The organism is Paenibacillus suaedae, from assembly GCF_032337355.1.
Taxonomy (GTDB): domain Bacteria; phylum Bacillota; class Bacilli; order Paenibacillales; family Paenibacillaceae; genus Paenibacillus_B; species Paenibacillus_B suaedae.
Map to the genome: position 1 here is coordinate 1,316,348 of NZ_JAVYAA010000001.1, position 23,816 is coordinate 1,340,163.

Below are 23,816 nucleotides of genomic sequence, written 5' to 3' on the forward strand. Positions count from 1 at the left end.
TGAGCGAAGTTATCCGAGCAGCCCTCGAAATTCGAATGTGGCCGTGGCTTCAGCGATTTGTGCTGGTGAGTAGCCGGATTGATAATCGACCTCATGCATGGGCCCGAAGAGCCATTTGGACAATACTCCAGTAATCAAGCAGACGAGAATATTGGCGCGCAGCGACAAATCATTCGTGTTCGGCAGCATGCCGAGCTCGGTCGCCCGCTGTATATTGTGCTTGAACGCTTCTTCGAAAGCGATCCAAGTCTGTGAGACCGCCTCTCGTACTGCAGGATCAGCGCCTTGCCCCTTCATGAGAAGCAGTGCCATCAAGTTCCGGTTCTGATCAGCGAACGTGAATAGTTCGGTCAGCAGTCGTGCGGATGAGCTCACCATATCATCTACTGTGCCGCTATGCTTGCGATAGCCTTGAGCGATGACGTTGGTTAGTTTCTCCTTACCATCGTGAATTAACTCTAGGATGATCTGTTCCTTGCTATGAAAATACCAATAGAACGTTCCTTGTGACACACCAGCGGACTTCACCACATCCGAAATCTTCGTACAATGGTATCCTTTGCTTGCGAAGAGATAGAGTGCGGCGTTCATGAGCTGCTGACGTCTATCTTGTTCTTGATTTGGAACGGTAGGCAGCTTAGGCAGTTTGCATCGCCCTCTCTTCTTAACTGATTCGTCAGTTAAGTTTAATTCCGATGCGATTACTATACTTTCGAATGGGCTTGGTGTCAAGGATTAAATCAAATTGGAATAGTCGGAAAATGAAAAAATCACGGTGAGAAAGAGAATATCGCAGGAATTGACTTTATTATTTTCCAAGCAGGATAATAGGAAAAGTGGAGTAATAATAGCTTGAGATGTAGGCAGTTATAGCCTTGAATCCCAGTTATATAGGATCGCAGCAGAACATGGAAAGGAAGCGAATGAGATGAACCCACCGAAGCATATCGTATCCGCAGCAGCAATTATTGTGAATGAAAATAATGAGATCTTGTTAATTAGAGGCCCTCGAAGAGGGTGGGAGATGCCGGGTGGTCAAGTGGAAGAAGGAGAATCACTAGCGCAAGCGGCCATTCGCGAGACGAAGGAAGAAGCGGGAGTCGATATTGAAATTGTTCGCTTCTGTGGCATTTATCAAAATGTATCCGGCGGAATTTGCAATACGTTATTTCTTGCCAAGCAGGTAGGCGGTGAGCTAACGACGACAGAGGAAGCGCTGGAGGTGGGTTATTTTCCAGTGCAAGAAGCATTGAATATGGTTACGTGGAAAAACTTCCGCGAGCGGATTGAAAAATGCTTGGATTCTACCCAGCAGCCTTTTTATGTGGAGTTTTAATTTTGTACATAGATCGAGGATGTGTTGGCATATCGGCTAACAAAAATCTTGGTTATGAATCGTAACAGGTATGCCTCATATATGCAGTAAAAAAAGAGGCCGAGCATGCAGGTGCTCGGCCTTAATCGATTGGTACTATTGATGGTCATACGCAGCTAATGTACGGAGCGATCTGCATTTCCGCTAATGCAACCTCACCGCACATTTTTTGGCTTCGCAGCACACATGCATGTTCTCCTGACTGAAAGGGATAATGACTCAATGAGAGGTGGAAGAGGCTATCCCACTGAGAACATGCTTCGTGCTTCAGGAATATGCTGCCTTCAGCTCAAAATGAGCAGCTGCGATGTTGGATAAAAAGTCCATAAAATCATAGGCATCATTCGGATATTCAGTGCAAACGAACTGCATCCCGCACTGCTCTGCCGTTTGCTTGGCTTCCTGGCCAATGTCGTAATAGACCTCGACATTTTCGGTAAGCGAGGTCAGCTCGCAAATGACGACAGCTTCTTCCTTATCGGAAGCTGCTCCTAGAATAACCTCATTAATATCGGGCCCAAGCCAGCGCTGGGGGGCGGGCTTGCCGCTGCGATAAGAAATATCCCATTTCCCGATATTGGCCTGCTCCGCGATCAATCCAGCAACATGCTTGTATGACGCAATAAAGTCATCATGCGCGGAGGGAAGACCAGGCTTGCTGTGCACCGTAAAGATGACCCGTGTCGTCGGCAGCATCGAGGAAGGCATCCAGACGTAAGCATCTCGCAATCTGCGCGCCATTAGCCGAATGAAGTCAGGATGCGCTTGCCACTCAGAAATGACCGTCAATTTCATATCGCTGTTGGCTGCAGCGATCGCCTTCTTGGCATCTTGAACATAGCCTCCTGTTCCTGAGGATGTGAAGAAGGGCGTAGCATGCAGCACGGCAAGCTCCGTGATGCCGTCTCTGATCGCTTGCTGGATGGCATCGGCTACAAAAGGATGCGAATGCTTGCAGCCGATGTAGACAGGAATTACTTCACCGAACTTGGCCTCTACTAGCTGTGTAATTGCCTCGGACTGACGCTTGGTTACCGTATACAGTGGATCACATGTACCCGTATCGCTGTACCGAATAACGCCTTGCACGATGGCTTCCGAAGGAGAGCCGTGTCCGCGCAAAATATGATGGTACATGGCAGGCACATCATCAATGCTGGCACAAGCGCTGTAGGAAGCAAGAAGGATGGCCCGGCGCGGCGTGTCCATCGATATTTCTGGCGGAAGCCGTGTGGACTGTGAATGCCCGTTTGCTAGGAATTCGCTCATTAATTCGCTGTGTCTCCTTTCCACAAATCCGGGTGAAGCCACGCCGACATTTCCAGCATTCCATCTACCGTATAACGGTTCGGGGCAAGCAGTTCCTTCGCCTTCATTGTCGTAATGCGGTTATTTTTGACCGCGTCCAGTGTGTTCCACGCCGCTTGAGATTTCAAATCCTCTAGCCATTCATCTCCCGTACCGTCCCAATCTCCAAGCACGATATAGTCCGGATTCATGTTCATGACATCCTCAATTGATGCTTTTGTCGATTTCTTAATCCCGAGTGCTTCGGCAGCGGGCTTAGCTCCAGCGAGACGGATCATATCGTAAGAAATGTTCCCTGGTCCCATGATGTAAGGGCCAGTATTCGGGCCGACAGGCGACAGTACGAGAACGGACGGCTTACTTGCAAGTGATGCAGTTCGCTTAGCAGCATCGTCCAGCTTGCCCTGAATTTCCTTGGCAACTTCCTCTGCTTTATCGACAGCTCCAACAGCCTCGCCAATTGTGCGGAAGTTCGCTATCAATTGCTCGAATGTTCCCCATTGATCGAACGTGACAACCTTGACGCCTGCTTGGCTGAGCAATTGCTCGGCATCGTTTTCGCTATTATGGATTTTCGTGATGAGGACAACGTCTGGATGAAATGCCAAAATTCCTTCGGGATCCAATCCAGTCGCACCGCCGACTTGACCGGACACCTGCTTGCCCTTCTCCTCGTTGATAGCCAAATAAGGATTTGCCATGCTCTTCGGTACGGCAACGACTTGCTCCGGAGGAACGATTTCAAGTACGGCATCTGCAGTGTCGAGAGATACCGCAGCAACCTTCGGTGCAGCCTCTATCTTCCCATTGTCAGAGGATGCAGCGGCCTTAGAACTGGTCGTGGTTGAAATGGTGCTGAACGATTTCTCGCTATCGGATTGTGAATTGCTGGTGCAGGCTGTCAACCCGACAGCGGCAACAAGCGTGATCAGGCTCATACAGAGCATGCGAAAAGTGGTTTTTCGCCGAGTTTGTACGTTTCTCATTGTGTAATTCCTCCAAGATGTTCTTTTTCGTAATGGGTATACCATTTCTGCTCTTCTGCTTCATGTTCAAATGCAATGACTGACAGGCCTTCCGTTCCTGGTTCTTGGCGAATGACGGCATGAACGCCATACACATCATAAAGTGCATCTGCTGAGAGCACCTCTTCCGGTTCGCCGAATGCTTCGATGCGCCCGTCATGCAGAAGCAGAAGACGATCGCAGTAACGAGAAGCTAGCGACAGGTCATGCAGTGAAGCGACCACAGCATATCCTTCGTCAGCGAGCTGGCGAAGCAGCGCAAGCGTGCGAAGCTGGTGACGAATGTCGAGTGCGGAGATAGGCTCATCCAGCAGGAGAATTTGCGGCTCCTGTGCAATCGCCTTGGCGATGAATGCAAGCTGGCGTTGTCCGCCTGAACAGGCATGAATGTAGCGCTCGCGCAGGTGATTAACGCCGCATTGCTCCATCGCCCGTTCGACCTGTTGTGCATCTGAACTTGTTAATCCGCCGAACAAGCGGCTATAAGGGTGGCGTCCCATTGCGACGATTTGCTCAATCGTGAAGTCTGCATCAAGCGAGCAATCCTGCGGTACATAGCCGATCATTTGCGCTCGTTCCTTCGTGGAGTATGCCTTGAAGGGCTTTCCTTCAAGTGTCAGTGAGCCTTGAACGGGCTTCAGAAGTCCACAAAGCATGCGAAGCAATGTAGATTTTCCGCTGCCGTTCGGTCCAATAATGCCAAGGAAGGAGCCTGACTGCAGCTTCATGGACAGATTGTCGATGATTGTTCGCCCATCAATCGAATAGGTCAATTGCTTGGCTTCAAGCAGTCCAGGCATGCCCAAAGATGTCTTGCGCCTTGTCTTCATGTCGAACCCTCCTTCCGTTTGCGCAGCAGCATCATCATGAACAGTGGAGCTCCGATGCAAGCGCAGACGACGCCAACCTGCAATGTGATCGGCTGCAGCACCATGCGCGAGGCTAAATCGGCCAGAACGAGGAACGATGCCCCGAATAGTGCGCTGAACGGCAGCAGCAGGCGATGATCCGAGCCGACAATTAGGCGAACGAGATGCGGAATAACCAATCCGACAAAACCGATGATCCCGCTTACCGAGACAGCTGTACCGGTCAAGAACGAAGCGAGCAGTAAAATCGTATAGCGGGTGAATTGCACAGGGACACCGGAAGCCTGTGCATGCTCGTCACCGAGCAGCAGCAAATTCAATGAACGGCTGAATAGCGCCAACAGAACGCCTCCGATAAGAATCGGCAGAGCGATAATATGTACATGCTCCCATGTTCGCGCTTCGAGTCCACCCTGCAGCCAGAACACGATACTGCGCAGCTGCTGTTCATGCGGCGCGCTGGCGATGATCACGTTAATGACCGCCGACAGAAGCGCGTTCATGCCAATTCCGAGCAACAGTAGCGTGGTTACATTCGGTTTCCCACTAGCCCGCCATATGGCCAGGATGAGTACAACGGATACAAGTGCACCTGCGAAGGCAGACAAGGGAAGGGCGAATGCCGAATGACGAACAAGCCCTAAGGCGATGCACAAGACAGCTCCAGCGGCTGCTCCTGACGACACTCCCAAATATCCGGGCTCGACGAGCGGATTGCGGAACACTCCCTGCATCGCTGCGCCCGCGATAGACAAGCTGGCTCCGACTAATGCACCTACGATGACACGAGGCAGACGGATATCCAGAATGATGGTAAGATTCCGCTCTGCAATCTGAATGTGCTCCAGCCAGCCTGTTGCATGAAGCATGGCTGCAAACGTCTCTTTCAACGGTATAGACACAGGTCCGACCGCACTGCCGATGAGTATGGATAACAGCAGAACTGCCAAGCCTGTGGCTGCTAGAACTGAAATCCGGAGGAGTTGGGAGGCCTGCCGGGGACGAAATCGGGAATCTCGCCCTTTATATTTCAGTTCACTCGTGGTGTTCATGGACGACCTCATTTCCTTGATGAAAAAATGTTAGCTAAATATAAATAAGTTGCATTGAGTAAACTTTTATTAATATAGCGTAGACTGTGATCGTCGTCAATCCGGAATGTGGGCCTATTTATCGGATGGGAGCGTTTCATCAAAAAATTGTTCCTCAGGTCTATCATGAATGGAGGACTTGCGGTGCTCTGTTTTAGAAAGCCTGCTTTTTCATGGTTGAATATGGTACATTGAATGAATATAGGAAGATGCAACATCAAGAATAATGGTTAGGAGGATGTAAGATGAACGTTGAGATCTGTGAACCCCATACACCGAGCCTATTTGTAATTACGGGCATTATGGCGTCAGGCAAGTCCACCATCGCGCAATTGTTGGCGGAACGCTTTGCGAAAGGTGTTCATGTGCGTGGTGACATATTCCGTCGCATGATCGTCAATGGCCGCGAGGAAATGTCACCCGATGCTTCAGAGGAAGCGATGAAGCAGTTGAACCTTCGTTATCGCCTGGCTGCAGGAACTGCGGATGCATATGTGGAAGCCGGATTTACGACAGTGATCCAAGATGTCGTCATCGGTGATGTCCTGCAGTCGTTCATTCAGAATTTTCAGACTCGTCCTCTCTACCTCGTTGTACTCTGCCCACGGCCTGATATTGTAGCGGAACGTGAAGCGTCGCGAGGCAAGCAAGGGTATGGGCTATGGACTGTTCAGGATTTAGACGATGGCCTTCGTCAGGGCACGCCTCGAATCGGCATGTGGCTGGACAGCTCAGACATGACCCCGGAAGAAACCGTCGATGAAATCATGCGCAGAGCGTGGACAGAAGCGAAAATCGATACAGACTATAGATAACAGGAGGATCCATGAATGGTTGCCCACAAAGTTGCAAAAGAATACGTCGATACCTTTACAAGCGAAATGGAGTACACCGGTATCAGGTCACGGGATGAAGTGCATGCCAAGGGGATATGGCATCAAACGTTTCATTGCTGGTTATGGAAGGTCGAGAACGGAGAACCAATCTTGCTGTTCCAACGCCGGCATCCTCAGAAGCTAGATTATGCGGGTCTTCTGGACATTACTGCTGCTGGTCATCTAGAAGCAGGGGAATCGCCAATGGACGGCATTCGGGAGTTAAGAGAGGAGCTAGGACTCGCTATTGAGTTCGCCCAGCTTACGTACAGTGGTGTTATACCAAGCAGTATTGAACAGGAACATATAATAGATAATGAATTTTGTCATGTGTTCCTTCATGAATATAGAGGGAGCATTACCGATTTTCGATTGCAGGAAGATGAAGTGGTATCCATAGTCATGCTGGAAGCAGAACAATTCCGTAAGCTGATTGCAGGTGAGGCACAGCAAATTACTGGCGAGGAATTCGTGCCATCGAGTGGAGCGAGCGGGATCAAGGTAGACTTAACGATACAGGACTTTGTCCCTTCCAGAGCAGGTTATTATGAGTATGTACTCGAACAAATTGCAAGCCTAGCCAATCAAGAAGTTAATCAGCAGAATTAGACGAAAATAGCTCGAAATCTCCATTTTCCATCAGGAAATATTCCATGGATTTCACATGCACTCTTTTTGTAATATTAGGAGAATGGGAACTTTTTCAAGGGTAGGAACGAAGATCATTCTATGGAATGCATCATGCGATGAAGGGAGATAGAGATATGTTTATCGAGACGAAAACCATCCAAGTGAAGGAAGGGACTTCACAGCTCGTGGTCGACAGATTCAGCGGAGAGGGAGTCATTGAGAAATCCGAGGGCTTTATTGACTTGAGCATTTGCGTCAAGAAGGTAAGCAGAGGAGATGAAGAAGTCGTCATTCTCATTCGCTGGGAATCTGAAGAAGCGTGGAAAAAATGGGAGACAAGCGAGGCACATATTGAAGGCCACAGACAGAGCCGCGGCAAGCCGAAACCAGAGCATATTCTGGGGTCGCAACACGCTGTGTACGAAGTTAAGGGCATCAAGACTTTTGTAGAAGCATAGATTCTGAGGGCAGCCTAATAGTTATCAAGACCTAACTTATAAAAATCCATAAAAATAAAGGAGAAAACATATTAGACGTATATAATATGCTTTCTCCTTTTTATTCCATTAAAGCCCCTTTACTAGAATAATCATATAACTCATATTAGCTGGTATTTGTTGAATACATTCCTTACAAAAGATTGAGGTCTCCTTTTAAGAGTGAGTACATATATAAATCATCAAATTTACCACAAGTATATTCATAATGTCTCAGCAACCCCTCTCTTATAAACCCTTGCTTCTCTACCAATTTTTGCGACGGGAGATTTGCTGGTTCTATTAAAGCCTCAATTCTTTCCAACTGATAGTGACGGTACCCAAATTTAATAACTGCTTCTAATGCTTCACTAGCTATTCCTTTCCCCCAGTAATCTTTGCTTAACTCAAATCCAACTTCAGCTCGATGATGTTTGGCAACCCGATTAAGAAAGCCACAACTTCCTATAATTTTTCCGAAATCTTTTAATGTAATTCCCCATCTAATGCCAGTACCTTCTTCGATAATAGAGTTATACCAATTAATTTCATCACAAACATCTGTAACGGTTTGGAAAGGCGCTAACCCCATATGTTTCACAACATCTTTATCAGATAAATAGGTAAACATATCATTAGCATCCTCTGTTGATACTTCTCTTAAAATTAACCTTTCCGTTTCAATTATCGGAAATTCTTGTTTCATTCATGTTCCTACTCTCTATTAAGATTAGATTATTTTACATACTCTTTTTATAAAACGGCACCCTTTCACTTAATAACAATTATTTCAAAATTCCATGATTTAAGCAATCGAAAGGATAATTGTCCTAAGTTTAAGAAAAGTAACTTTTGTACTTTCGTAAGGGCTTCTTAACCAAGCAACAAATTTCACGGTTTTTTTATTTTGATTTCCTTTGTCTATCCACTTTTATACGTAATCGAGTAAAATATTTCCTCTAAACCTCGTCGGAATGTTCCGAAAATCAAGATAATTTGGTATAATTAACCTATAAATTCAGGACTTGTGTCTGATATCAAATATTAGGGTGATGATCCTATTCGGTGCGAACCGTATCACTACTTTCGGAGTGAAGGAGGCTGCATAAAAGAGATACGAGTATTTACATGAGGAACACAAGAAATGGAATTTGAAATTATGGATTAGGAGGATAACATGAAAAAGTCATTGTTAATAGGAACGGCAGCCCTATTGCTTTTATCCGCGCAAGCTTCCATACATCCCATCACAGTGAATGCATTTCCACAAGTAGACAAACCCACTATCACCTCAAGCGGTAATGATAATAGTTCAAATCGTGCAACAACGCCGAAGGTTTTGGACATTTCCGGACACTGGGCAGAACACAGTATTATGCAAGCGATCAATAAGGGGTATGTGGAAGGTTATCCTGATGGCAATTTTCTTCCTAATAAGAATGTATCTCGCGCGGAATTCGTAAAGATGACCATTTCTGCTCTGGGAATTGAAGTACAGGAATCGAATGGGAAATGGTATGAGTCCTATGTACATGCAGCTGAAGCAGCCGGGATATACAAGGCTGGTGACTTGGAAGATACGAATTGGACCCAAACGTTGACGCGTGAAGAAATGTCGAAGATGGCAGTGAGAGCATTGGGCATAGATCGAGTAGAGGATAAGCAATGGATGTACCTCGCAACGAAAAATGGCATTATGTCCGGTACGGCGCCGGGAGAATTAACACCTAAGGGGAGCACAACGCGAGCACAAGCGATTACCGTTATTGAACGATTGCTGTCCGCAAAGAAAGGCGACAAATTAGCCGTCGATAAATATGCTGTTGCTGCGGCCGAGATGTACTGGCACAAAACGAATATTTTCACGGTTGCTGAAGAGATTTTTAATTCTCCGGAGAATGATAAGTATAAGTACGCGAAACTGGGGATTAATTCTTGGAGTGTCGATAAATTAACTGTCTCTGCACCCAATAAGTCTGTTGTGGGACAAGTAAATAGTCTAACGGCTATTGACTGGAACGATCCCAAGGATCCTAATCGAAAACTGCTTCCTAGCAAAGAAAAGCTGGTTTTGGATGTCGCTGGTAAACATATCAAAATGACAGATGATATGAAGGTTTATTTAGTCCTTTTAGATTCTAAGTTAGTAGTGAACAAAAAACCAAAATCATATCCTGTTAATAGGTTATCCATTGCAATTGTTGGATTTACTGGTGATTATAAGATGATAAATCAATCAACCGCAATTACATCCCTTGATCCAAATAAAAAAGTATATGGCCTAGCTATTCCAAAAGAGAATTTCCACACAAAGGGTACAATTAGCATTATTGTCGAAACAATGCCTCTTAATGCTCCTTTACACAGCAACACTCTTTCAACTTCGGTTCTTACTAAGTAAGGGAGTGTTAGTTTGAAAAATATAAAAATGATATCAGTCGCATTAATAGTGGTGCTTTTCGCCGATTTTTACTTATCACTATTCCCCATCTCACAGGTTCATGCAAAAGGAGAGATAGCTGAAGAAATAAACTATGAATTTTCTAGCAGTAATGATGATTATGAATTTGGGGGATATTTATTTTCCGCTAATTCATCACTTGAAACAAAACCAATTGTAGTTCCTGCTAAGCCTGGAAAAGTGATAAAAAAGCTTGAGTGGGTGGATAAAGAAACAAGACAAGCCATAAGAAGTATTAACGGTTTTACAATTGGGAAAACGAATTATGACGTAACTGATGGATTGAAGGACGCTTTACAAGGCGCTAAGATGAAAGTGGCATCAAAAGATAATAGTAATTACGGAGGCGTATACTATTGGGATCGATGGTCTATTAATGATCCAGCTAACTGGGACGGAAAACATTGGCGTGCGGGTGCTGGTCGTGTAAGTGTACCAGATAGCCGAGGCTGTGATGCTAATGTACCAACTGAAAATATTCGAGGTCACTATTTACCAAAATATCCGGGATGTACAGATCCGTTTTTAGAAGCAGATATTCCTCGTACGAAACCATTTACAATTGATGAACCTTCTGACCAATTAAACCTGACTTGGATAAAAACGGGGGCTATTTCTAAGGAATTAAAGGATGTAACTGCTGCTAATGTTCTTGTAGACTTTGCTACTAAAATAAATGATATACATGGAATTGGTGGTAATACTGATTCAAGTACTCTGGGGGGGAAAGTAGCTAGATTAGCAGATTTGGATTTAATCACAATCTATTTCGAACAAACCTTCAATAACGATACCTACAATAAGTACTGGGCAAATCCAGGGGCCAAGCAGGTCTGGTATTTCTCTAAATTCTTTGTTGACTTCAACTCAGTTACATACCGATACAAAGACAAATTACTTATCGCTACATATGCCGATGGAACATCGGGACTAGAGATTACGGGTAACAAATGTGTTGCCCCTGGTGGGACTACACAATTGGTTGCCAAATTAACGAAAGTTGATGGCACCACATGGGAGCTGAAAAACCATGCTAAACTAAAGTGGACAAGCTCAAATGCTAGTGTAATGACCATCAACAATTCAGGCCTGGTTACAGCTGTGGCATCTACCGGAACATCATCCATTACTGCTCATTTTGCTGACTCTACTCAAGCGTTAGATGAAAAGGCAGACTTCTCTATGACCGTGGGAACAGGGAACTCCTGTAACGACGATAACAGCGGAGGGAACCCTGGTGGGGGGACGGGGCAGTGCAAGTACACGATTGCGGCTCCTTCATCGGGAAGCTCAGTAACCGGGAATAAGATGAATCCAGATGTAACAGGAATGATCAAAGCAGACAACCGTGGCAATGAGATATTCGATGTACTCAGAGGGATTCCAACCTCCGAGAATTTGTATGCTAATGTGTTTGCGAATCAGTATCTATTCCAACATACGTTTGCTCAAATGTCAGGAAAAGTAAACTATCAGTGCCAGGTAGAGGTTACCTATGCGCTGGAGTGGAAGCAGAAGCAACCAGATGTGTGCACGACGAATAAACAAGGGCAGCGTGTGTGCACGCCGCAACCGGATTTGACGATGAGAGATACAGAATCCAAGACCTACAGCTTTTCCTTCCAACGTGACTATTCGTATTGGCAGATCAACAACATCGAAGTATACGGAATTCAACGAGCGAGCTTGAACAACTACGCACTGCCTAATGGGACAGTGACGCTGCAGCCATCAGGGTACTCAGCCCCTTCTCTTTCAACGGATCACAATTTGGATGTATCGGCTCACGTCAAGCCGAAGGATAGTGGTACAATTTCATTTACACCGGCAACAGTACCAGGAATGTATACAAGGCCGAGCGTGCCAAATGATGAATCACAACTCAAAAGCAGGGCTGAATCACAAACGGGAGAGCCAGAAGTACGAAATGATCTTGTGAGCTTCAACGGCACAACGATTATGAGCAATAGCTGGACGACGAAACATGGAACGACACCTGGAAGTATCCCTTCACCTACGATTATAGGTCAAAATGTTCTCTATCGGAGTGGTATGCTTATTAGCAGCAAGCTCGTCAATGCTGCCAACACCCCAAGCTCTGGCGCAATCTACTACAATCTTGTTCCCGGCAACATAAATGGCGGCAGTGACAAGCAATTCCCAATCAACGGTATCAATACCGTTACCGTACATACACCTGTTGTGAATTACTCCTCAATTACGGATGATCGTGAACATAACCAAAAGACAACACCCAACTACAATCGTGCCGCCTTGATACTGGATCGGCCATTTACCGTCCGAATGCCTACGAGCGGGCAGCATGTGAACTATCCGGGATACGGAGATCGTGATTATGCGAAATATTTCCGAATGAAGCAGGTATGGTTCCCATTTGATGTCTATACCGCAGATCGCAGCAGATTCATCCCGAAGCGCACGTGGACGGACATACCGGTTAACCAATTAGATACGACATTCTTCCTGCCTGTCTGGGTCGATGAGGGGGATTATTCGGTCTTATACCGCACGATTGCGGAAAATGCGCCGGATTCCTTCACGCATCAGCCAACAGCCAATACGAATTGGGAGAACCATGTGGCGACCCATGAAATCGCGGTCGAGGTCATTGGCAGGGTGTACGATTTCCATGTGACGGACATTATGGACTTCAATTGGGAGACGGTATTTCGCAAGCAGAAGGGAAGCAGTGAACCTACTGGAAACTCCTATTGGGTGGGGCGCAAAGGGATTGACGGAGAAGCGCGCGGCAATGCCTTTCCTTATGAGCTTCCTGTCCGCAAAGGAAGCCATCCAGATTCCTCGTATAAAAATGTAGCTGTGAAGACGGGATATGCGTTCAAGTTCGACCTGAAGACAAAGGGGAATATGTTTGGCTCAGGAGATGGCATCCATCTTAAGCCTACCTTCTACTTCACGGACAGCAAGGGGCAGAAGCGGCAGGAAGTAGACGTCTATTACCATACTGATGAACGGAAATTTATTCGGATTGGCTCAGCAGAGGACAAGGTAAGGCGGAGTATGGAGCTTAATGCGCGACTTCGCAACGTGCCGGAGCAGCGCATCTTAGATGCAGCGGGCGCCTTCTATGAGCTGTTCGCCAGCAGCATATCGACAAGCCGTCAAGCTTACATCGAGGAATGGGCAAGGGCAGCGAAGAAGCCGACGACAATTGGCAGCTACAGTGATCTCTTCCTGCCGTACCATGTCCGGACATTTATGGGGCCGACAAGTGTGCCAACTGGTGTCTCGGAAGCACGTGCATTTTCGTCGATTCAACAGTGGTATGGTGAATACAATCTGCCCGCGAAGCTGTATATCGTGCCGAAGGGCTTTGATTTATCGAAACAGTTCAGCTTTAACGACAAGGCGCCATTCTTCCTGCGCGACGGGTTCCTCATTGTGAACGTTGATATAGAAACGGTACGGGACGGGCAGAAGGGCAAGTCGCATTTGCAATACATTCAAGCACCGCTCACGAATCAATGGAAGCGGGAGGGTTCCCGCCCGCAATTCACAGATCCGTATGGCGTTACGTTCCAACTAAAGGATGGGGATGTCATGTTCTACCGAGCGGATCAATCATCGGTTGATGATTTTGGAGTAACAGGCACACATTAATTCGGCGATGTATCATGAATGCACAATGAGATGTGACTGATTGCATCACAGTAATGCTAATCATGTTTGAACGACAATTAGTTAAAAGACAAAGACCCGCAAGACGGACGCTCTGCAAAATAGAGAGCTCCTCTTGCGGGTTATTTTCTTTTCAGTGCCCGAAGATTGTCTTCTCGGCTATTTAATCTGCAGGAAATTGATAGATTGTATAGTAGACCGGCTGTGGTATATTTTAGTTTGCCCATACCTTGTATAATTTTACCTAACTGAAATGTCGATATTAGGAGGAATGCTTCATTATGCAGCGTTGGTTAGGCAAGTCATTGAAGCGCAAGTTATCGATAATGCTGCTAGGTGCCATCCTTGTGCCATTGTTGTCACTGGGATTTGTATTGTACAGCATTGCAGCGAAGGAGGCCGAAGAACGAACGAAGCAGTCCAGTCTGGGGCTGCTGGATCAGATCAAGACAAATCTGGAGTTCATCGTGCAGGACGTTGAGAATATGTCCATTTTCCTAATTGCACAGGAGGACATTCAGCGATATCTCGCGTCCACGAATCAGGGCAGCGGGCTGCAAATTAAACTGATGGGATTCTTATCGAACTTTGCTTTTTCCAAATCATACATCTCCAACATCTCCATCTATCCAAACAACGGCAATCATACGCTATCCAACACGACGATTTTCAACAACGGACTCTTCACAGACAACAAGAACACGAACATCCAACAGGTAAAGGATAAATGGTGGAGCTCTCTCTACACGAACGTGACGACGAACGGAGCAGAGAAGGTCATTTCCTTCGTACGGCCGATAGGGAGCATCACGACTTATCAGCCTAAGGGGATGCTATCCATCAGCATAAGCGAAGCAGCGATTGCTGATTTTATGATGAAGCCGGCTCTGAGCAGTGGAGAGAGCTTGCTGCTAGTAGATCGGGACAATCGAATTCTCTCAGGTACGATTCGGGATAGTCTGTCGAAGTCCGTGACGGAACTGCTTCCGAACTGGGATGCACCAGGGATGCAAGAGAGACAGGGCTTTGTCACCTATGGGGAAGGGAAATACAAGAAAACAATCGTGTATACGACAGTTCCGCATGTAGACTGGCGTCTGCTGGCAGTGATTCCTTATGAGCAGTATCAGGCGCAGAATCAATATGTCGTAACGATAACGGCCATGACGATTGGACTAGCGATGGTTATTATCGCAGGTATCGTGCTGTTCCTTATCATGCGGGTGACGAGGCCGCTACAGACGGTGGCAGTCTCCTTGAAGGGATTTCGGCCCGAGGAGGATGTCATTGCGCTTCCGATTACCTCATCTGATGAAATTGGCATGCTCGTGCATAGCTATAACAAGCTCGGAGAACGTGTCCATGTGCTGATGGAAGAGGTGAAGCGGCATGAATCCATGAAGAAAGAAGCCGATATGCAGGCGCTGCAGGCGCAGATCAACCCTCATTTCTTATACAACACGCTGGCATCCATCCATTGGATGGCGCTCATGAACAAGGATGCCACGATTGCGCAGATGGTCGGGGCATTAAGCGATTTCTTGCGCTTCAGCTTGAATAAGGGGAGCGAGTATTGTCAAGTCACGCAGGAGGTGCTTCATGCGCAGCACTACGCATCGATTCAGCAGATTCGGTACCCGGATCAATTCGACATCACGTTCCATATCAGTCCTGAGCTTGAATCGCAGTGGATGCTGAAGCTTCTTCTTCAGCCGCTGATCGAGAATGCAATCATTCATGGAATACTTGGCAAGCGATCAAAAGGCCGAATTACCGTCATTGCACAACACACTGCAGATGACCATATACACTTCACGATTGAAGATTCCGGACAAGGGATGCCGCAGGAACAGTTGGACGCACTCCTTCAGCAGATCGAACTTCCATTAGACCAGACACGAAAGCCAGAGCACAGCTATGGGCTGCGCAATGTGAACCAGAGGCTCAAGCTGCATTATGGTGAGGCATCTGGGTTGCAAATTCATAGCGTAGAAGGTGGGGGGACGACCGTATCCTTTATGATTCCTTTTATCGAAAAGGAGGTTGAAAGACAATGAAACTGCTAATCGTGGATGACGAGGTTATTATTCGTACAGGCATTCATCAAGTCATTGATTGGTCTGCGATCGGGATCACGGCTTTGCAGCCTGCTGCATCGGGAGAAGAGGCATGGCAGCAGATTCATAATGAACAGCCCCATATCGTGATGACGGACATTCGAATGGGAGCGATGAGTGGGTTGGAGCTGGCGTCCTTAGTGAGAAATCAATATCCAGCAACAGAGGTAATCATGCTGTCTGGGTATGATGACTTTGCCTTTGCACAGCAAGCGATGCGCGTAGGCGCGCAGGATTACATCTTGAAGACGAGCCGTCCAGAGGAGATCATGGAGGCGGTCTTGAAGGCGAAGCAGAGATGGGAAGCAAGACAGCAGCACGATCGGATCGGACATTTGAATGTCCATTTGCTCAAGAAGCAGCTGCTGGAACAGCTGTTGTCGGAAGGAATGCCGGAAGAACAACTTGCGCGCGGACAAGTATTGGAGCTTCTGGAGCTTAAGGCGGAGAGCACAGCATATCAGGTTATTTTCCTCACTGTATCGGGTTGGAAGGATGAACAACTGCTGCTGTTTGCAGCTTCGAATATTATAGGCGAAGCATTGCTGTGTGATATCTTGCTTCGTCCCAATCACATGGTTCTATTATGGAAGCAGAAGACGGAGTATGAGCAGACGAGAATGCTGTCTTCGACGTTCGCTAATTGTGAGAATCTTCTGAAATGCTCGATCTTCGCAGCATTCGGATCCATTGTTCCACACTATGAGAAGATACGGCAATCCTACGTGGAAGCCGAGCGAGCATTGGCCTATGCGCATATCGTTAGCGATAGAAGGGTCATCCAGTATAAAGACATTCAGCATCGAACAGGCGGTAGAACGGTATGTACACGGGAAGAAGAGAATGAACTCGCCACGATATTAACACAAGGCAATCGGGCGACGCTGGCACACTGGATTCAGGAGATTGTGAAGGCGCAAGTCTTAGATGAACAGACAACGCCTGAATCGCTGCTGGCCTATTTGCAGTCTATATTGGTGTCAGCCTGCCGCTGGCTGGAGCGAATGGTGCCCGAAGAACGTACGCTCAGTGAATTTCGCCATCGTCTTCTGCCGAATCATGAAGTAGAAGCGGGATTGTATCGCGCCTGCTGCGCCATCATGGAACGCTATCAGCAATACGATGAACGGAATCGCGCGAATTCCTATATTCAGCGTGCGATGTTCTATATTCGAGAACATTTGCATGAGAGTCTCTCGCTACAACAGGTAGCTGCTTATGTGCATGTGAATCCGAATCATTTCAGTGAGGTGTTCAAGCGGGAAGCCGGCATGAATTACATTGACTTCGTAACATTGGAGCGAATGGGGCTTGCGAAGGAACTGCTAACGGGATCGGAGCGGAAGATAAGTCAGGTAGCAAGCGATTGCGGCTACGAGGATGTGAAATATTTTTGCAAGCTGTTCAAAAAGCATATCGGATTATCCCCTTCTCAGTTTCGGCAGCACAACTGAAAAAAGTCTCCCCTTTCACCGAAGAATATCACCTGCTTTACCAATGTCTTTCTTTTATAGTGGTACCTAAGAGATATCGTTCATAAAAGTGCGACACTTCCACAGTAGTGTACAGCGTGGATAGAGGGCCGATGGTACTGTTGGGCAAACACTTTTGTGAAAAATGAACTGAAGTCATAAGGAGGGCTGCACATGTTGAAAAACAAAATGCGTTGGAGCCAAATGGTTATGCTTGTGATGATGCTTACATTGGTGCTGGCAGGCTGCGGAGGTGGATCGACATCCCCATCAGATTCGAGCTCAGGGGCGAAAGTGGATCCGAAGAGTAAGATTCAGCTTACTCTGTGGCATAACTTCACTGGGGAAGATTTGCGCGCCAAGGCGATGCGGGGGATCATTGAACAGTTCAAGAAGGATAACACGAATGTAGACTTGCAGATTCAAGCAATTCCACCGGATGCATATCGCCAACGATTGAAAGCGGTTGCGGCTGCAAATGAGATGCCGGACGTATTCATTATGCATCCGGGTACGATTGCGAAGGAGTTCTCAGCTGCAGGCTTGATTCAGCCGCTTGATGGATTGCTTGATGCGAATAAGGATTGGAAAGACGGCTACATGCCGAACTCCTTCGATGACTTCACGTTTGACGGGAAAATATACAGTGCGCCAATGGGACTGTCTCCAACGTCTATTTTGTATTACAACGAGAAAATACTAGCGGATAATGGCCTGACTGTACCGAAGACTTGGGATGAATTATTGAACGCAGTTAAAACGCTTAAATCCAAAAATATCATTCCAATCGCGCTTGGCAATAAAGCTCCATGGCTTGCACAATCCAGTATTCTCAGCTCGCTGGCAGATCGCGTGACGGGAACTGAATGGTTTAACAAGGCGGTTGCACAAGACGGAGCGAAGTTCACAGATCCTGAATTCGTGAAGGCGCTTGAGCATTTGCAGGAGCTTGCTACGGTTGGTGCGTTCCAGGAAGGCTTCAACGCGATCGACGGGACACAAATGGAACAATTGTATTCACAGGGCAAAGCCGCGATGATCATTGAAGGTGGATGGGCGGTAACGAATCTAGTCGCAACGGCGCCTCAAGAGGTACTAGACGCCACAGGCGTTGCTGTGCTGCCATCCATTCCGGGAGGTAAGGGAGATCCGAACTCGGTGTCCGGCGCGATCGGGGTTGGACCTGCGCTGAGCAGCAAGGTAGAAGGCGATAAGAAGAAGATAGCGGAAGAACTCATTCTGGCACTGGCTGGTCCGGAAGCTCAGAAGACAACATTAGAGGCGAACCAGCTCGTCAGTTTCAAGGTAGATCTCGATAAGAGCAAAGTGAACGCATTGTTCGCCAAGCTGTATGATCTCGTGAATCAAGTGAAGCGTACACCTGTCTATGATGCGAAATTAACGTCTGGAGCAACAGAGGTCGTCAATAACGGCTTGCAGGAGCTGCTTCTCGGCGGGAAGGCGGAAGATATCGCGAAGAAGATTCAGGATGCGCAGGAGCAAGGGTTGAAGGAGTAGTTTGTGTTTGGACGTAAGGCCATTATTGACCCTACTTGCGTATTGGGATCATGCAGCCTAACAAAAGAAAAGGATAGATGACTATGACCGCTGCATCGCGAGCGCGGATGTTTATCATGCTTGGTTTGCTGCCCGCGCTTCTTATTTATTTGGTGTTCGTCGTCATTCCGGTAATCTGGTCATCGTATTATGGCCTGTTTAGCTGGAAAGGCATGGGCGATATGAAGTTCATTGGATTGAAAAATTATATAGAGGTTCTAAGCGATCCGATCTTCTGGGGCTCATTCCGCAACAATCTGTATATCGTGGCTTATTCTGTATTCGGTCAAGTTCCAATTGCCTTGCTGCTGGCGCTGCTGCTCGTGCGCAATCGCTGGTTCGAGAAGTTCATCCGCGCTTCGGTATTCATGCCGATGGTGCTGTCCTCGGTCGTGATCGGCTTAGTATGGGGATATATCTATCATCCTCAGATCGGGATATTGAACTTCCTTCTGGATTCGCTCGGACTGTCTTCTTGGAAGCTCGGCTGGCTGTCCGATCCGAAGGTGGCAATGCTGTCGATTGGACCGCCGATCATATGGAGCAATATCGGGCCGTATCTAATCTTATTTATCGCAGCATTGCAAAATATTCCGAGCGAAGTGAATGATGCGGCCAAGCTGGATGGTGCTGAAGGGTGGAAGAAGCTGTCCCTCATTACACTGCCGATGATTTGGGGCATGATTAAGGTGGCTGTTATTCTTTGCATCTCGGGAAGTTTGAAGGCATTCGATCTCATCTTTATCATGACGCATGGTGGTCCGGCACACTCAACCGAGCTTCTGGCCACGTATATGTACAATAACACATTCAATATTTTCCGATATGGGTATGGAAGTGCCGTATCGACATCTATTGTCATTCTAAGCTTAATCCTGATTGTAGTCAGTCAATTGCTGATGAATCGGAAGAAGGATGCGCTCTAAGTAGAGGAAGGACTCGAACATGATGAGTAACATAGGAGCGGATTTTTGATCAGACACGATCATGCTTCGATGGTTACCACTTATAAGTCCAAGAAGATAGGAGGAGAGGAACATGGGGAACCAACCCGTTCAACAGCTTGGCCGCATGCCTTCCTCTACAAGGAGACGCGCTTCCAACCGGGTGTGGAAGCAGGGGGTAGCTGGACTGGTCTGGTTGCTGCTAACCCTGTATGCATTATTGACCCTGTATCCATTGCTATGGCTGTTCATCAGCAGCTTCAAGAGCAACGAAGAGTTTTTCTCCTCTCCATTTGGCATGCCAAGCGAGTGGAGATGGGATAACTTCGTTCGAGCATGGGATGTAGCGAGCATGAATGTTGCCTTCGGCAATTCTCTGGCTGTTACGGTAATTTCACTCGTGTCCACCCTGCTGATCGGCGCACTTGCAGCCTTTGTATTGTCACGATTCAAGTTTAAGTGGAAGCCGTACATCATGGGATTGTTCCTGCTCGGGATGCTCATTCCGATTCATAGTACACTGGTTCCACTGTTCATTATGATGAAGCAAATGTCCATTCTCGACACCTATGCGGCGCTTGTACTGCCTTATACGGCATTTGAACTGCCAGTTGCGATATTTGTCCTGTCCGCGTATATGACCTCCTTCCCGAAAGAACTGGAGGAAGCGGCGTTGATCGATGGTGCAGGATATACAGGGATCTTCTTGCGGGTTATTCTGCCGCTGTCGATGCCGGCGCTCGCAACCGTGTCTGTACTTGGCTTCCTGCGCTTCTGGAACGACTTCGCATTCCCGCTCGTCTTCATTAGCAATCCGCTGCTGAAGACATTGCCGCTCAGCCTCTCCATCTTCGCGGATGGCTACGGTACGGACTACAGTCTGACGCTGGCAGCACTTAGCCTGTCGGTCGTTCCGACGATTATTATGTACTTGATCTTCCAAGAGCAGATTATGAAGGGGATGCTGGCAGGGGCAGTGAAGGGGTAACAGTGGGTAGAGTCGGAAAGGCAGCTATGCTTACTTGCAATATACACAACAGTACCGCCAACGAATTTCGTTGGCGGTATTTGTGCTTGCTTCTTGGCTCTGTTGGTTACAGAAGAAAAGAGTACAGGGGTCTTGCTAAGGGACAAACGCTGCTTGTCTTGTGTGAATGCCTAATTATTTCCGCATGGGCAAAGCGCCGTGTCTATCCTTGTGCTGCATCATACTATGTTGTGTACCTAGCGAAAGGAGGTCATCTCAATGGGTGAATTTGCTGGAAGCTGTGGAAGCTGTGGATTTGGAGGCTTTACGAGCACAGGCGCAATCTTAGTTCTGTTTATCTTGTTGGTTATCATCTTGTGCTCTTGCTCTATATAATACGATAGGATTGAACAATATCGTTACCGACTTCAATGATCGACATCATCGTGTTATGCCTTGCTGATGAAGCAAGGCTGTTTTTATTAGTAGGGAATAGCTCGTATGAAGCATTTTTCTTTTCTACACGACATTTACTACATTTACTAGAGTATGCTGGCAAGTCCGAAACCGACTGAGCAAAATGGATGTGTAAGCTACACCCATTTATGTGGCGGTGATCAATCATTTCTTAGCTTTTTACGAACGAGAGCACAAATTTGTGCAGCAGGGTACTATGAAATGAATAGACTAAGGAGATTAATACTTATATACAGATTATACAGCTTATATGTGAGAGATTAAGTCTCATCGTTCCCGTATTCATGGCAAAAGAAAAAGCATCCTTAGCAAGGGGAATATCTATCCCAAGCTAAGGATGCTTGCAGGTTATCGCAGTCCGTTTTCTACTCTATGGTTGCATATTGTGAAAGCAAAAGATTAGTCTTCAAATAACTCATCCATCAGCTGGTCGACTTCTTTTCTGCGTTCTTCTGTAGCTTGTTTGTCAATCGTTATTACATTTCCGACAATATGAACAACATCTCCAACCTCAGCTTCTGCGGGGAGCAGATGCTTCGGATATTCGATGGTATGTCCATCTTCTACTTCAATGGTTACGATATCACATTCAATCTGGTCGATTACCCCTTGAATCAATGTTGTTACCTCGCCTTCTCAAATGTTATTGACTTTCCGTCACTTATTGAAATGACAGTGCCCTCTTTATCAGTTCGGAATACTTTGACATTGGCTTTCTTAAGGCGTTTCATGATGACATCTTTCGGATGATTATATTTGTTATCCTTGCCAACGCTGATTACCGCATACGTTGGATGAATTGCTTTTAGGAACTCAGCTGAGGTAGACGTATCCGACCCATGGTGGCCGACTTTGTATACATCTGCTTTTAAATTCGCACCGCTGTTGACCATGTCGGTTTCGCTTTTACGCTCAGCGTCCCCTGAGAATAAGTACGATGTATTTTTGTATGTAATCTTAAGAACTGCGCTCCATGCATTCAAGTCCTTTCCATAATCTCCGACTGGAGCAAGGAACTCAGCTTGTACGCCATCGAGCGGGAGATCGACCCCTGCTTTTGCGGATTTGATCTTGAGCTTTTGCTTTTTGACCGCTACAAGGAAATCCTCATAGGTCTTCGTTGTGTGAGATACTCTGGGCGCATATACGGATTTGGCTGGAATCGCATTAAGCACGGTATCCAGACCACCAATATGATCGGCGTCAGGGTGAGTGGCTATGACTGCGTCAAGCTCTTTAACCCCGTACTGCTTCAAATATTTGACCACGTTCTCACCTTGACTGTTGTCCCCTCCATCAATTAGGACATGTTGTCCCTTGGGCGTGCGAATTAGGGTTGAATCTCCCTGACCAACGTCCAGATAATATACTTTCAATACGTCTGACGATTGCGCTTTAGGCTTCTCTTGCTTAGGCTTCTCTTTCTGGATGTTTCCTTGAGTTTCCGTACTAGTTGGTGTGCAAGCTGTTAGCAATACGACCAAAAGCAGGAAAGGTATGTATAGTTTCTTCATAGATGCCTCCTTCTCCTATTAACAATATTATCATATTGCAATGGGGGATAGGATGGTTGATGTTGGTCTCTTTCTTGTTCTTGGCCACCGTATAACATGAAAAGTTAACGAGAAACGACTGTATGTAGAGAAGGGGAAGAAATTTAGGTTCAGCAAAGCACAAAACACCTTCAAGATTATGTTTTATCTTGCGATAAGAACGCTCATCAGAAGGTGCTTTTATTTTTCTCACTTTTTTGGGGAACTTCGAATCATTGATAAGGTTTATTTTAGCTCAACGACCGTACTGGCAATCAATTTCGGAGAAGCTGAGGAATCAGTATCAGAAGTGACATCTACTAACATCCTTATCTGAACGGTGTACTGTCCTTTCGGCACCTTCTTTTTCGCCTTGTCCTTGAGATTCCATTCCGCTGTAAACGATAGCTCACCATCCTTTTTCAAATCATGGATGATCAGTTCTTGCGTGAATGCTTTGTTGTCAGACCAGTTGAACACTTCTTCATTGTTTTCATTGTTAACGATGATTTCATATTTTTGTGAGCTGTAAGAGAGAGTAATATCTTTGCCAGACGTGTTGCGGAGTTTCATATGAATGAGCAGGCGGTCTTTCTTTTTCTCGGTTGATAAAGTAGTTTGCAATGCAGGCTTCGATTCCTTTTTATCCTTGCCCTTGGCGGGTAATGGTTTGATTTGTTGAACTTGATGCTTCGATTGCGACTGCTGCTGATTGGCCGCATATGCGCTTTGCGTACTGCCGACTAGAAAAATAAGCGCGCTTACCCATACCAGTGGCAGCATGATTGATTTTTTCATTCACATCACCTCATTCTATATAACGTGAGTGGGGGAGAGATTGTTGCATTTAGGGTATTGAATTGTAAACTACATATTCGAGTTAATGAAAGGATGATTACAGATTGAGTTTTATTTTGCTTATAAAATCGTTGCGAGTTACGGGTTCAAGCAAATCCTATACCATGATATTCTGTCTGTGT

General features: G+C 46.5%; 20 protein-coding genes. 11 read left to right on the forward strand and 9 right to left on the reverse strand.

The features are described from left to right. Positions 1–9: 9 nt before the first annotated feature. Entirely contained in the window at positions 10–591 is a 582-nt protein-coding gene (locus tag RQP50_RS05870; protein ID WP_315744598.1) for a TetR/AcrR family transcriptional regulator, read from the reverse strand. A 337-nt stretch (positions 592–928) separates the two neighbouring features. Here RQP50_RS05870 and RQP50_RS05875 point away from each other — a divergent pair, with 337 nt between their 5' ends. After that, positions 929–1,336 carry an NUDIX hydrolase gene (locus RQP50_RS05875; protein WP_315743934.1) on the forward strand — a complete coding sequence of 136 codons (408 nt, stop codon included), beginning with the start codon at positions 929–931 and terminating at the stop codon, positions 1,334–1,336. 306 nt (positions 1,337–1,642) lie between these two features. Here the strand turns inward: RQP50_RS05875 and RQP50_RS05880 are convergent, their stop codons facing one another. From RQP50_RS05880 to RQP50_RS05895, 4 genes are read right to left on the reverse strand one after another with little or no spacing between them, the layout of a single operon-like run. Further along, a complete protein-coding gene (locus RQP50_RS05880; protein ID WP_315743936.1) occupies positions 1,643–2,644 on the reverse strand; it encodes a ferrochelatase in 1,002 nt (333 codons plus the stop codon). Beyond that, positions 2,644–3,669 carry an ABC transporter substrate-binding protein gene (locus RQP50_RS05885; protein WP_315743938.1) on the reverse strand — a complete coding sequence of 342 codons (1,026 nt, stop codon included), beginning with the start codon at positions 3,667–3,669 and terminating at the stop codon, positions 2,644–2,646. Before RQP50_RS05885 ends, RQP50_RS05880 begins: the two co-directional genes overlap by 1 nt. Next, positions 3,666–4,538 (reverse strand): heme ABC transporter ATP-binding protein, encoded by an 873-nt coding sequence (locus RQP50_RS05890; protein WP_315743940.1) that lies wholly within the window; start codon positions 4,536–4,538, stop codon positions 3,666–3,668. The genes RQP50_RS05885 and RQP50_RS05890 overlap by 4 nt, the downstream gene beginning before the upstream one ends. Continuing rightward, positions 4,535–5,629, reverse strand: coding sequence for a FecCD family ABC transporter permease (locus RQP50_RS05895; protein ID WP_315743942.1), 1,095 nt, complete (start codon positions 5,627–5,629; stop codon positions 4,535–4,537). The genes RQP50_RS05890 and RQP50_RS05895 overlap by 4 nt, the downstream gene beginning before the upstream one ends. Positions 5,630–5,913: 284 nt before the next feature. Here RQP50_RS05895 and RQP50_RS05900 point away from each other — a divergent pair, with 284 nt between their 5' ends. The 3 genes from RQP50_RS05900 (at position 5,914) to RQP50_RS05910 (ending at position 7,631) form a co-directional block, all read left to right on the forward strand. Further along, positions 5,914–6,483: an AAA family ATPase gene (locus tag RQP50_RS05900; RefSeq protein ID WP_315743944.1), complete on the forward strand. Its 570-nt coding sequence runs from the start codon at positions 5,914–5,916 to the stop codon at positions 6,481–6,483. 15 nt (positions 6,484–6,498) lie between these two features. Further along, complete coding sequence (locus RQP50_RS05905) at positions 6,499–7,152, forward strand: NUDIX hydrolase (protein WP_315743946.1); 654 nt, start codon at positions 6,499–6,501, stop codon at positions 7,150–7,152. A 155-nt stretch (positions 7,153–7,307) separates the two neighbouring features. Next, positions 7,308–7,631, forward strand: a complete 324-nt coding sequence (locus RQP50_RS05910) for an antibiotic biosynthesis monooxygenase family protein (RefSeq protein WP_021253717.1) — start codon at positions 7,308–7,310, stop codon at positions 7,629–7,631. Between the two features lie 172 nt (positions 7,632–7,803). Here the strand turns inward: RQP50_RS05910 and RQP50_RS05915 are convergent, their stop codons facing one another. Continuing rightward, positions 7,804–8,355, reverse strand: a complete 552-nt coding sequence (locus RQP50_RS05915) for a GNAT family N-acetyltransferase (RefSeq protein ID WP_315743949.1) — start codon at positions 8,353–8,355, stop codon at positions 7,804–7,806. Positions 8,356–8,826: 471 nt separating this feature from the next. On the opposite strand from RQP50_RS05915, the gene RQP50_RS05920 reads away from it, so the two are divergent. The 7 genes from RQP50_RS05920 to RQP50_RS05950 all read left to right on the forward strand — a co-directional run bounded on the left by RQP50_RS05920 (position 8,827) and on the right by RQP50_RS05950 (position 20,848). Further along, the gene (locus RQP50_RS05920) at positions 8,827–10,050 is read left to right on the forward strand and encodes an S-layer homology domain-containing protein (protein ID WP_315743951.1); all 1,224 of its coding nucleotides are present in this window, start codon (positions 8,827–8,829) and stop codon (positions 10,048–10,050) included. Between the two features lie 12 nt (positions 10,051–10,062). Further along, entirely contained in the window at positions 10,063–13,752 is a 3,690-nt protein-coding gene (locus RQP50_RS05925; protein ID WP_315743953.1) for a DUF5704 domain-containing protein, read from the forward strand. Positions 13,753–14,051: 299 nt separating this feature from the next. After that, positions 14,052–15,827, forward strand: coding sequence for a cache domain-containing sensor histidine kinase (locus RQP50_RS05930; RefSeq protein WP_315743955.1), 1,776 nt, complete (start codon positions 14,052–14,054; stop codon positions 15,825–15,827). Further along, the gene (locus tag RQP50_RS05935; RefSeq protein ID WP_315743957.1) at positions 15,824–17,341 is read left to right on the forward strand and encodes a response regulator transcription factor; all 1,518 of its coding nucleotides are present in this window, start codon (positions 15,824–15,826) and stop codon (positions 17,339–17,341) included. The genes RQP50_RS05930 and RQP50_RS05935 overlap by 4 nt, the downstream gene beginning before the upstream one ends. 192 nt (positions 17,342–17,533) lie before the next feature. Continuing rightward, positions 17,534–18,877 (forward strand): extracellular solute-binding protein, encoded by a 1,344-nt coding sequence (locus tag RQP50_RS05940; protein ID WP_072731918.1) that lies wholly within the window; start codon positions 17,534–17,536, stop codon positions 18,875–18,877. A gap of 83 nt (positions 18,878–18,960) precedes the next feature. Further along, entirely contained in the window at positions 18,961–19,842 is an 882-nt protein-coding gene (locus tag RQP50_RS05945) for a carbohydrate ABC transporter permease (RefSeq protein ID WP_021262218.1), read from the forward strand. A gap of 112 nt (positions 19,843–19,954) precedes the next feature. Next, positions 19,955–20,848, forward strand: a complete 894-nt coding sequence (locus tag RQP50_RS05950) for a carbohydrate ABC transporter permease (protein ID WP_139295441.1) — start codon at positions 19,955–19,957, stop codon at positions 20,846–20,848. 855 nt (positions 20,849–21,703) lie between these two features. On the opposite strand, the gene RQP50_RS05955 is transcribed toward RQP50_RS05950, so the two are convergent. From RQP50_RS05955 to RQP50_RS05965, 3 genes are all read right to left on the reverse strand, one after another. Further along, a complete protein-coding gene (locus tag RQP50_RS05955) occupies positions 21,704–21,922 on the reverse strand; it encodes a DUF3006 domain-containing protein (protein WP_028532574.1) in 219 nt (72 codons plus the stop codon). Between the two features lie 5 nt (positions 21,923–21,927). Next, entirely contained in the window at positions 21,928–22,818 is an 891-nt protein-coding gene (locus tag RQP50_RS05960; RefSeq protein ID WP_315743962.1) for a ComEC/Rec2 family competence protein, read from the reverse strand. 264 nt (positions 22,819–23,082) lie between these two features. Continuing rightward, the gene (locus tag RQP50_RS05965) at positions 23,083–23,634 is read right to left on the reverse strand and encodes a BsuPI-related putative proteinase inhibitor (protein ID WP_315743964.1); all 552 of its coding nucleotides are present in this window, start codon (positions 23,632–23,634) and stop codon (positions 23,083–23,085) included. Positions 23,635–23,816 lie beyond the last annotated feature (182 nt).

Coding starts and splice junctions, on each gene's coding strand:
- RQP50_RS05905 (WP_315743946.1), top strand. CDS start 6,499: ATGGTTGCCCACAAAGTTGCAAAAGAATACGTCGATACCTTTACAAGC.
- RQP50_RS05890 (WP_315743940.1), bottom strand. CDS start 4,538: ATGAAGACAAGGCGCAAGACATCTTTGGGCATGCCTGGACTGCTTGAA.
- RQP50_RS05875 (WP_315743934.1), top strand. CDS start 929: ATGAACCCACCGAAGCATATCGTATCCGCAGCAGCAATTATTGTGAAT.
- RQP50_RS05880 (WP_315743936.1), bottom strand. CDS start 2,644: ATGAGCGAATTCCTAGCAAACGGGCATTCACAGTCCACACGGCTTCCG.
- RQP50_RS05935 (WP_315743957.1), top strand. CDS start 15,824: ATGAAACTGCTAATCGTGGATGACGAGGTTATTATTCGTACAGGCATT.
- RQP50_RS05920 (WP_315743951.1), top strand. CDS start 8,827: ATGAAAAAGTCATTGTTAATAGGAACGGCAGCCCTATTGCTTTTATCC.
- RQP50_RS05960 (WP_315743962.1), bottom strand. CDS start 22,818: ATGAAGAAACTATACATACCTTTCCTGCTTTTGGTCGTATTGCTAACA.
- RQP50_RS05870 (WP_315744598.1), bottom strand. CDS start 591: ATGAACGCCGCACTCTATCTCTTCGCAAGCAAAGGATACCATTGTACG.
- RQP50_RS05885 (WP_315743938.1), bottom strand. CDS start 3,669: ATGAGAAACGTACAAACTCGGCGAAAAACCACTTTTCGCATGCTCTGT.
- RQP50_RS05950 (WP_139295441.1), top strand. CDS start 19,955: ATGGGGAACCAACCCGTTCAACAGCTTGGCCGCATGCCTTCCTCTACA.
- RQP50_RS05915 (WP_315743949.1), bottom strand. CDS start 8,355: ATGAAACAAGAATTTCCGATAATTGAAACGGAAAGGTTAATTTTAAGA.
- RQP50_RS05930 (WP_315743955.1), top strand. CDS start 14,052: ATGCAGCGTTGGTTAGGCAAGTCATTGAAGCGCAAGTTATCGATAATG.
- RQP50_RS05940 (WP_072731918.1), top strand. CDS start 17,534: ATGTTGAAAAACAAAATGCGTTGGAGCCAAATGGTTATGCTTGTGATG.
- RQP50_RS05945 (WP_021262218.1), top strand. CDS start 18,961: ATGACCGCTGCATCGCGAGCGCGGATGTTTATCATGCTTGGTTTGCTG.
- RQP50_RS05965 (WP_315743964.1), bottom strand. CDS start 23,634: ATGAAAAAATCAATCATGCTGCCACTGGTATGGGTAAGCGCGCTTATT.
- RQP50_RS05900 (WP_315743944.1), top strand. CDS start 5,914: ATGAACGTTGAGATCTGTGAACCCCATACACCGAGCCTATTTGTAATT.
- RQP50_RS05895 (WP_315743942.1), bottom strand. CDS start 5,629: ATGAACACCACGAGTGAACTGAAATATAAAGGGCGAGATTCCCGATTT.
- RQP50_RS05910 (WP_021253717.1), top strand. CDS start 7,308: ATGTTTATCGAGACGAAAACCATCCAAGTGAAGGAAGGGACTTCACAG.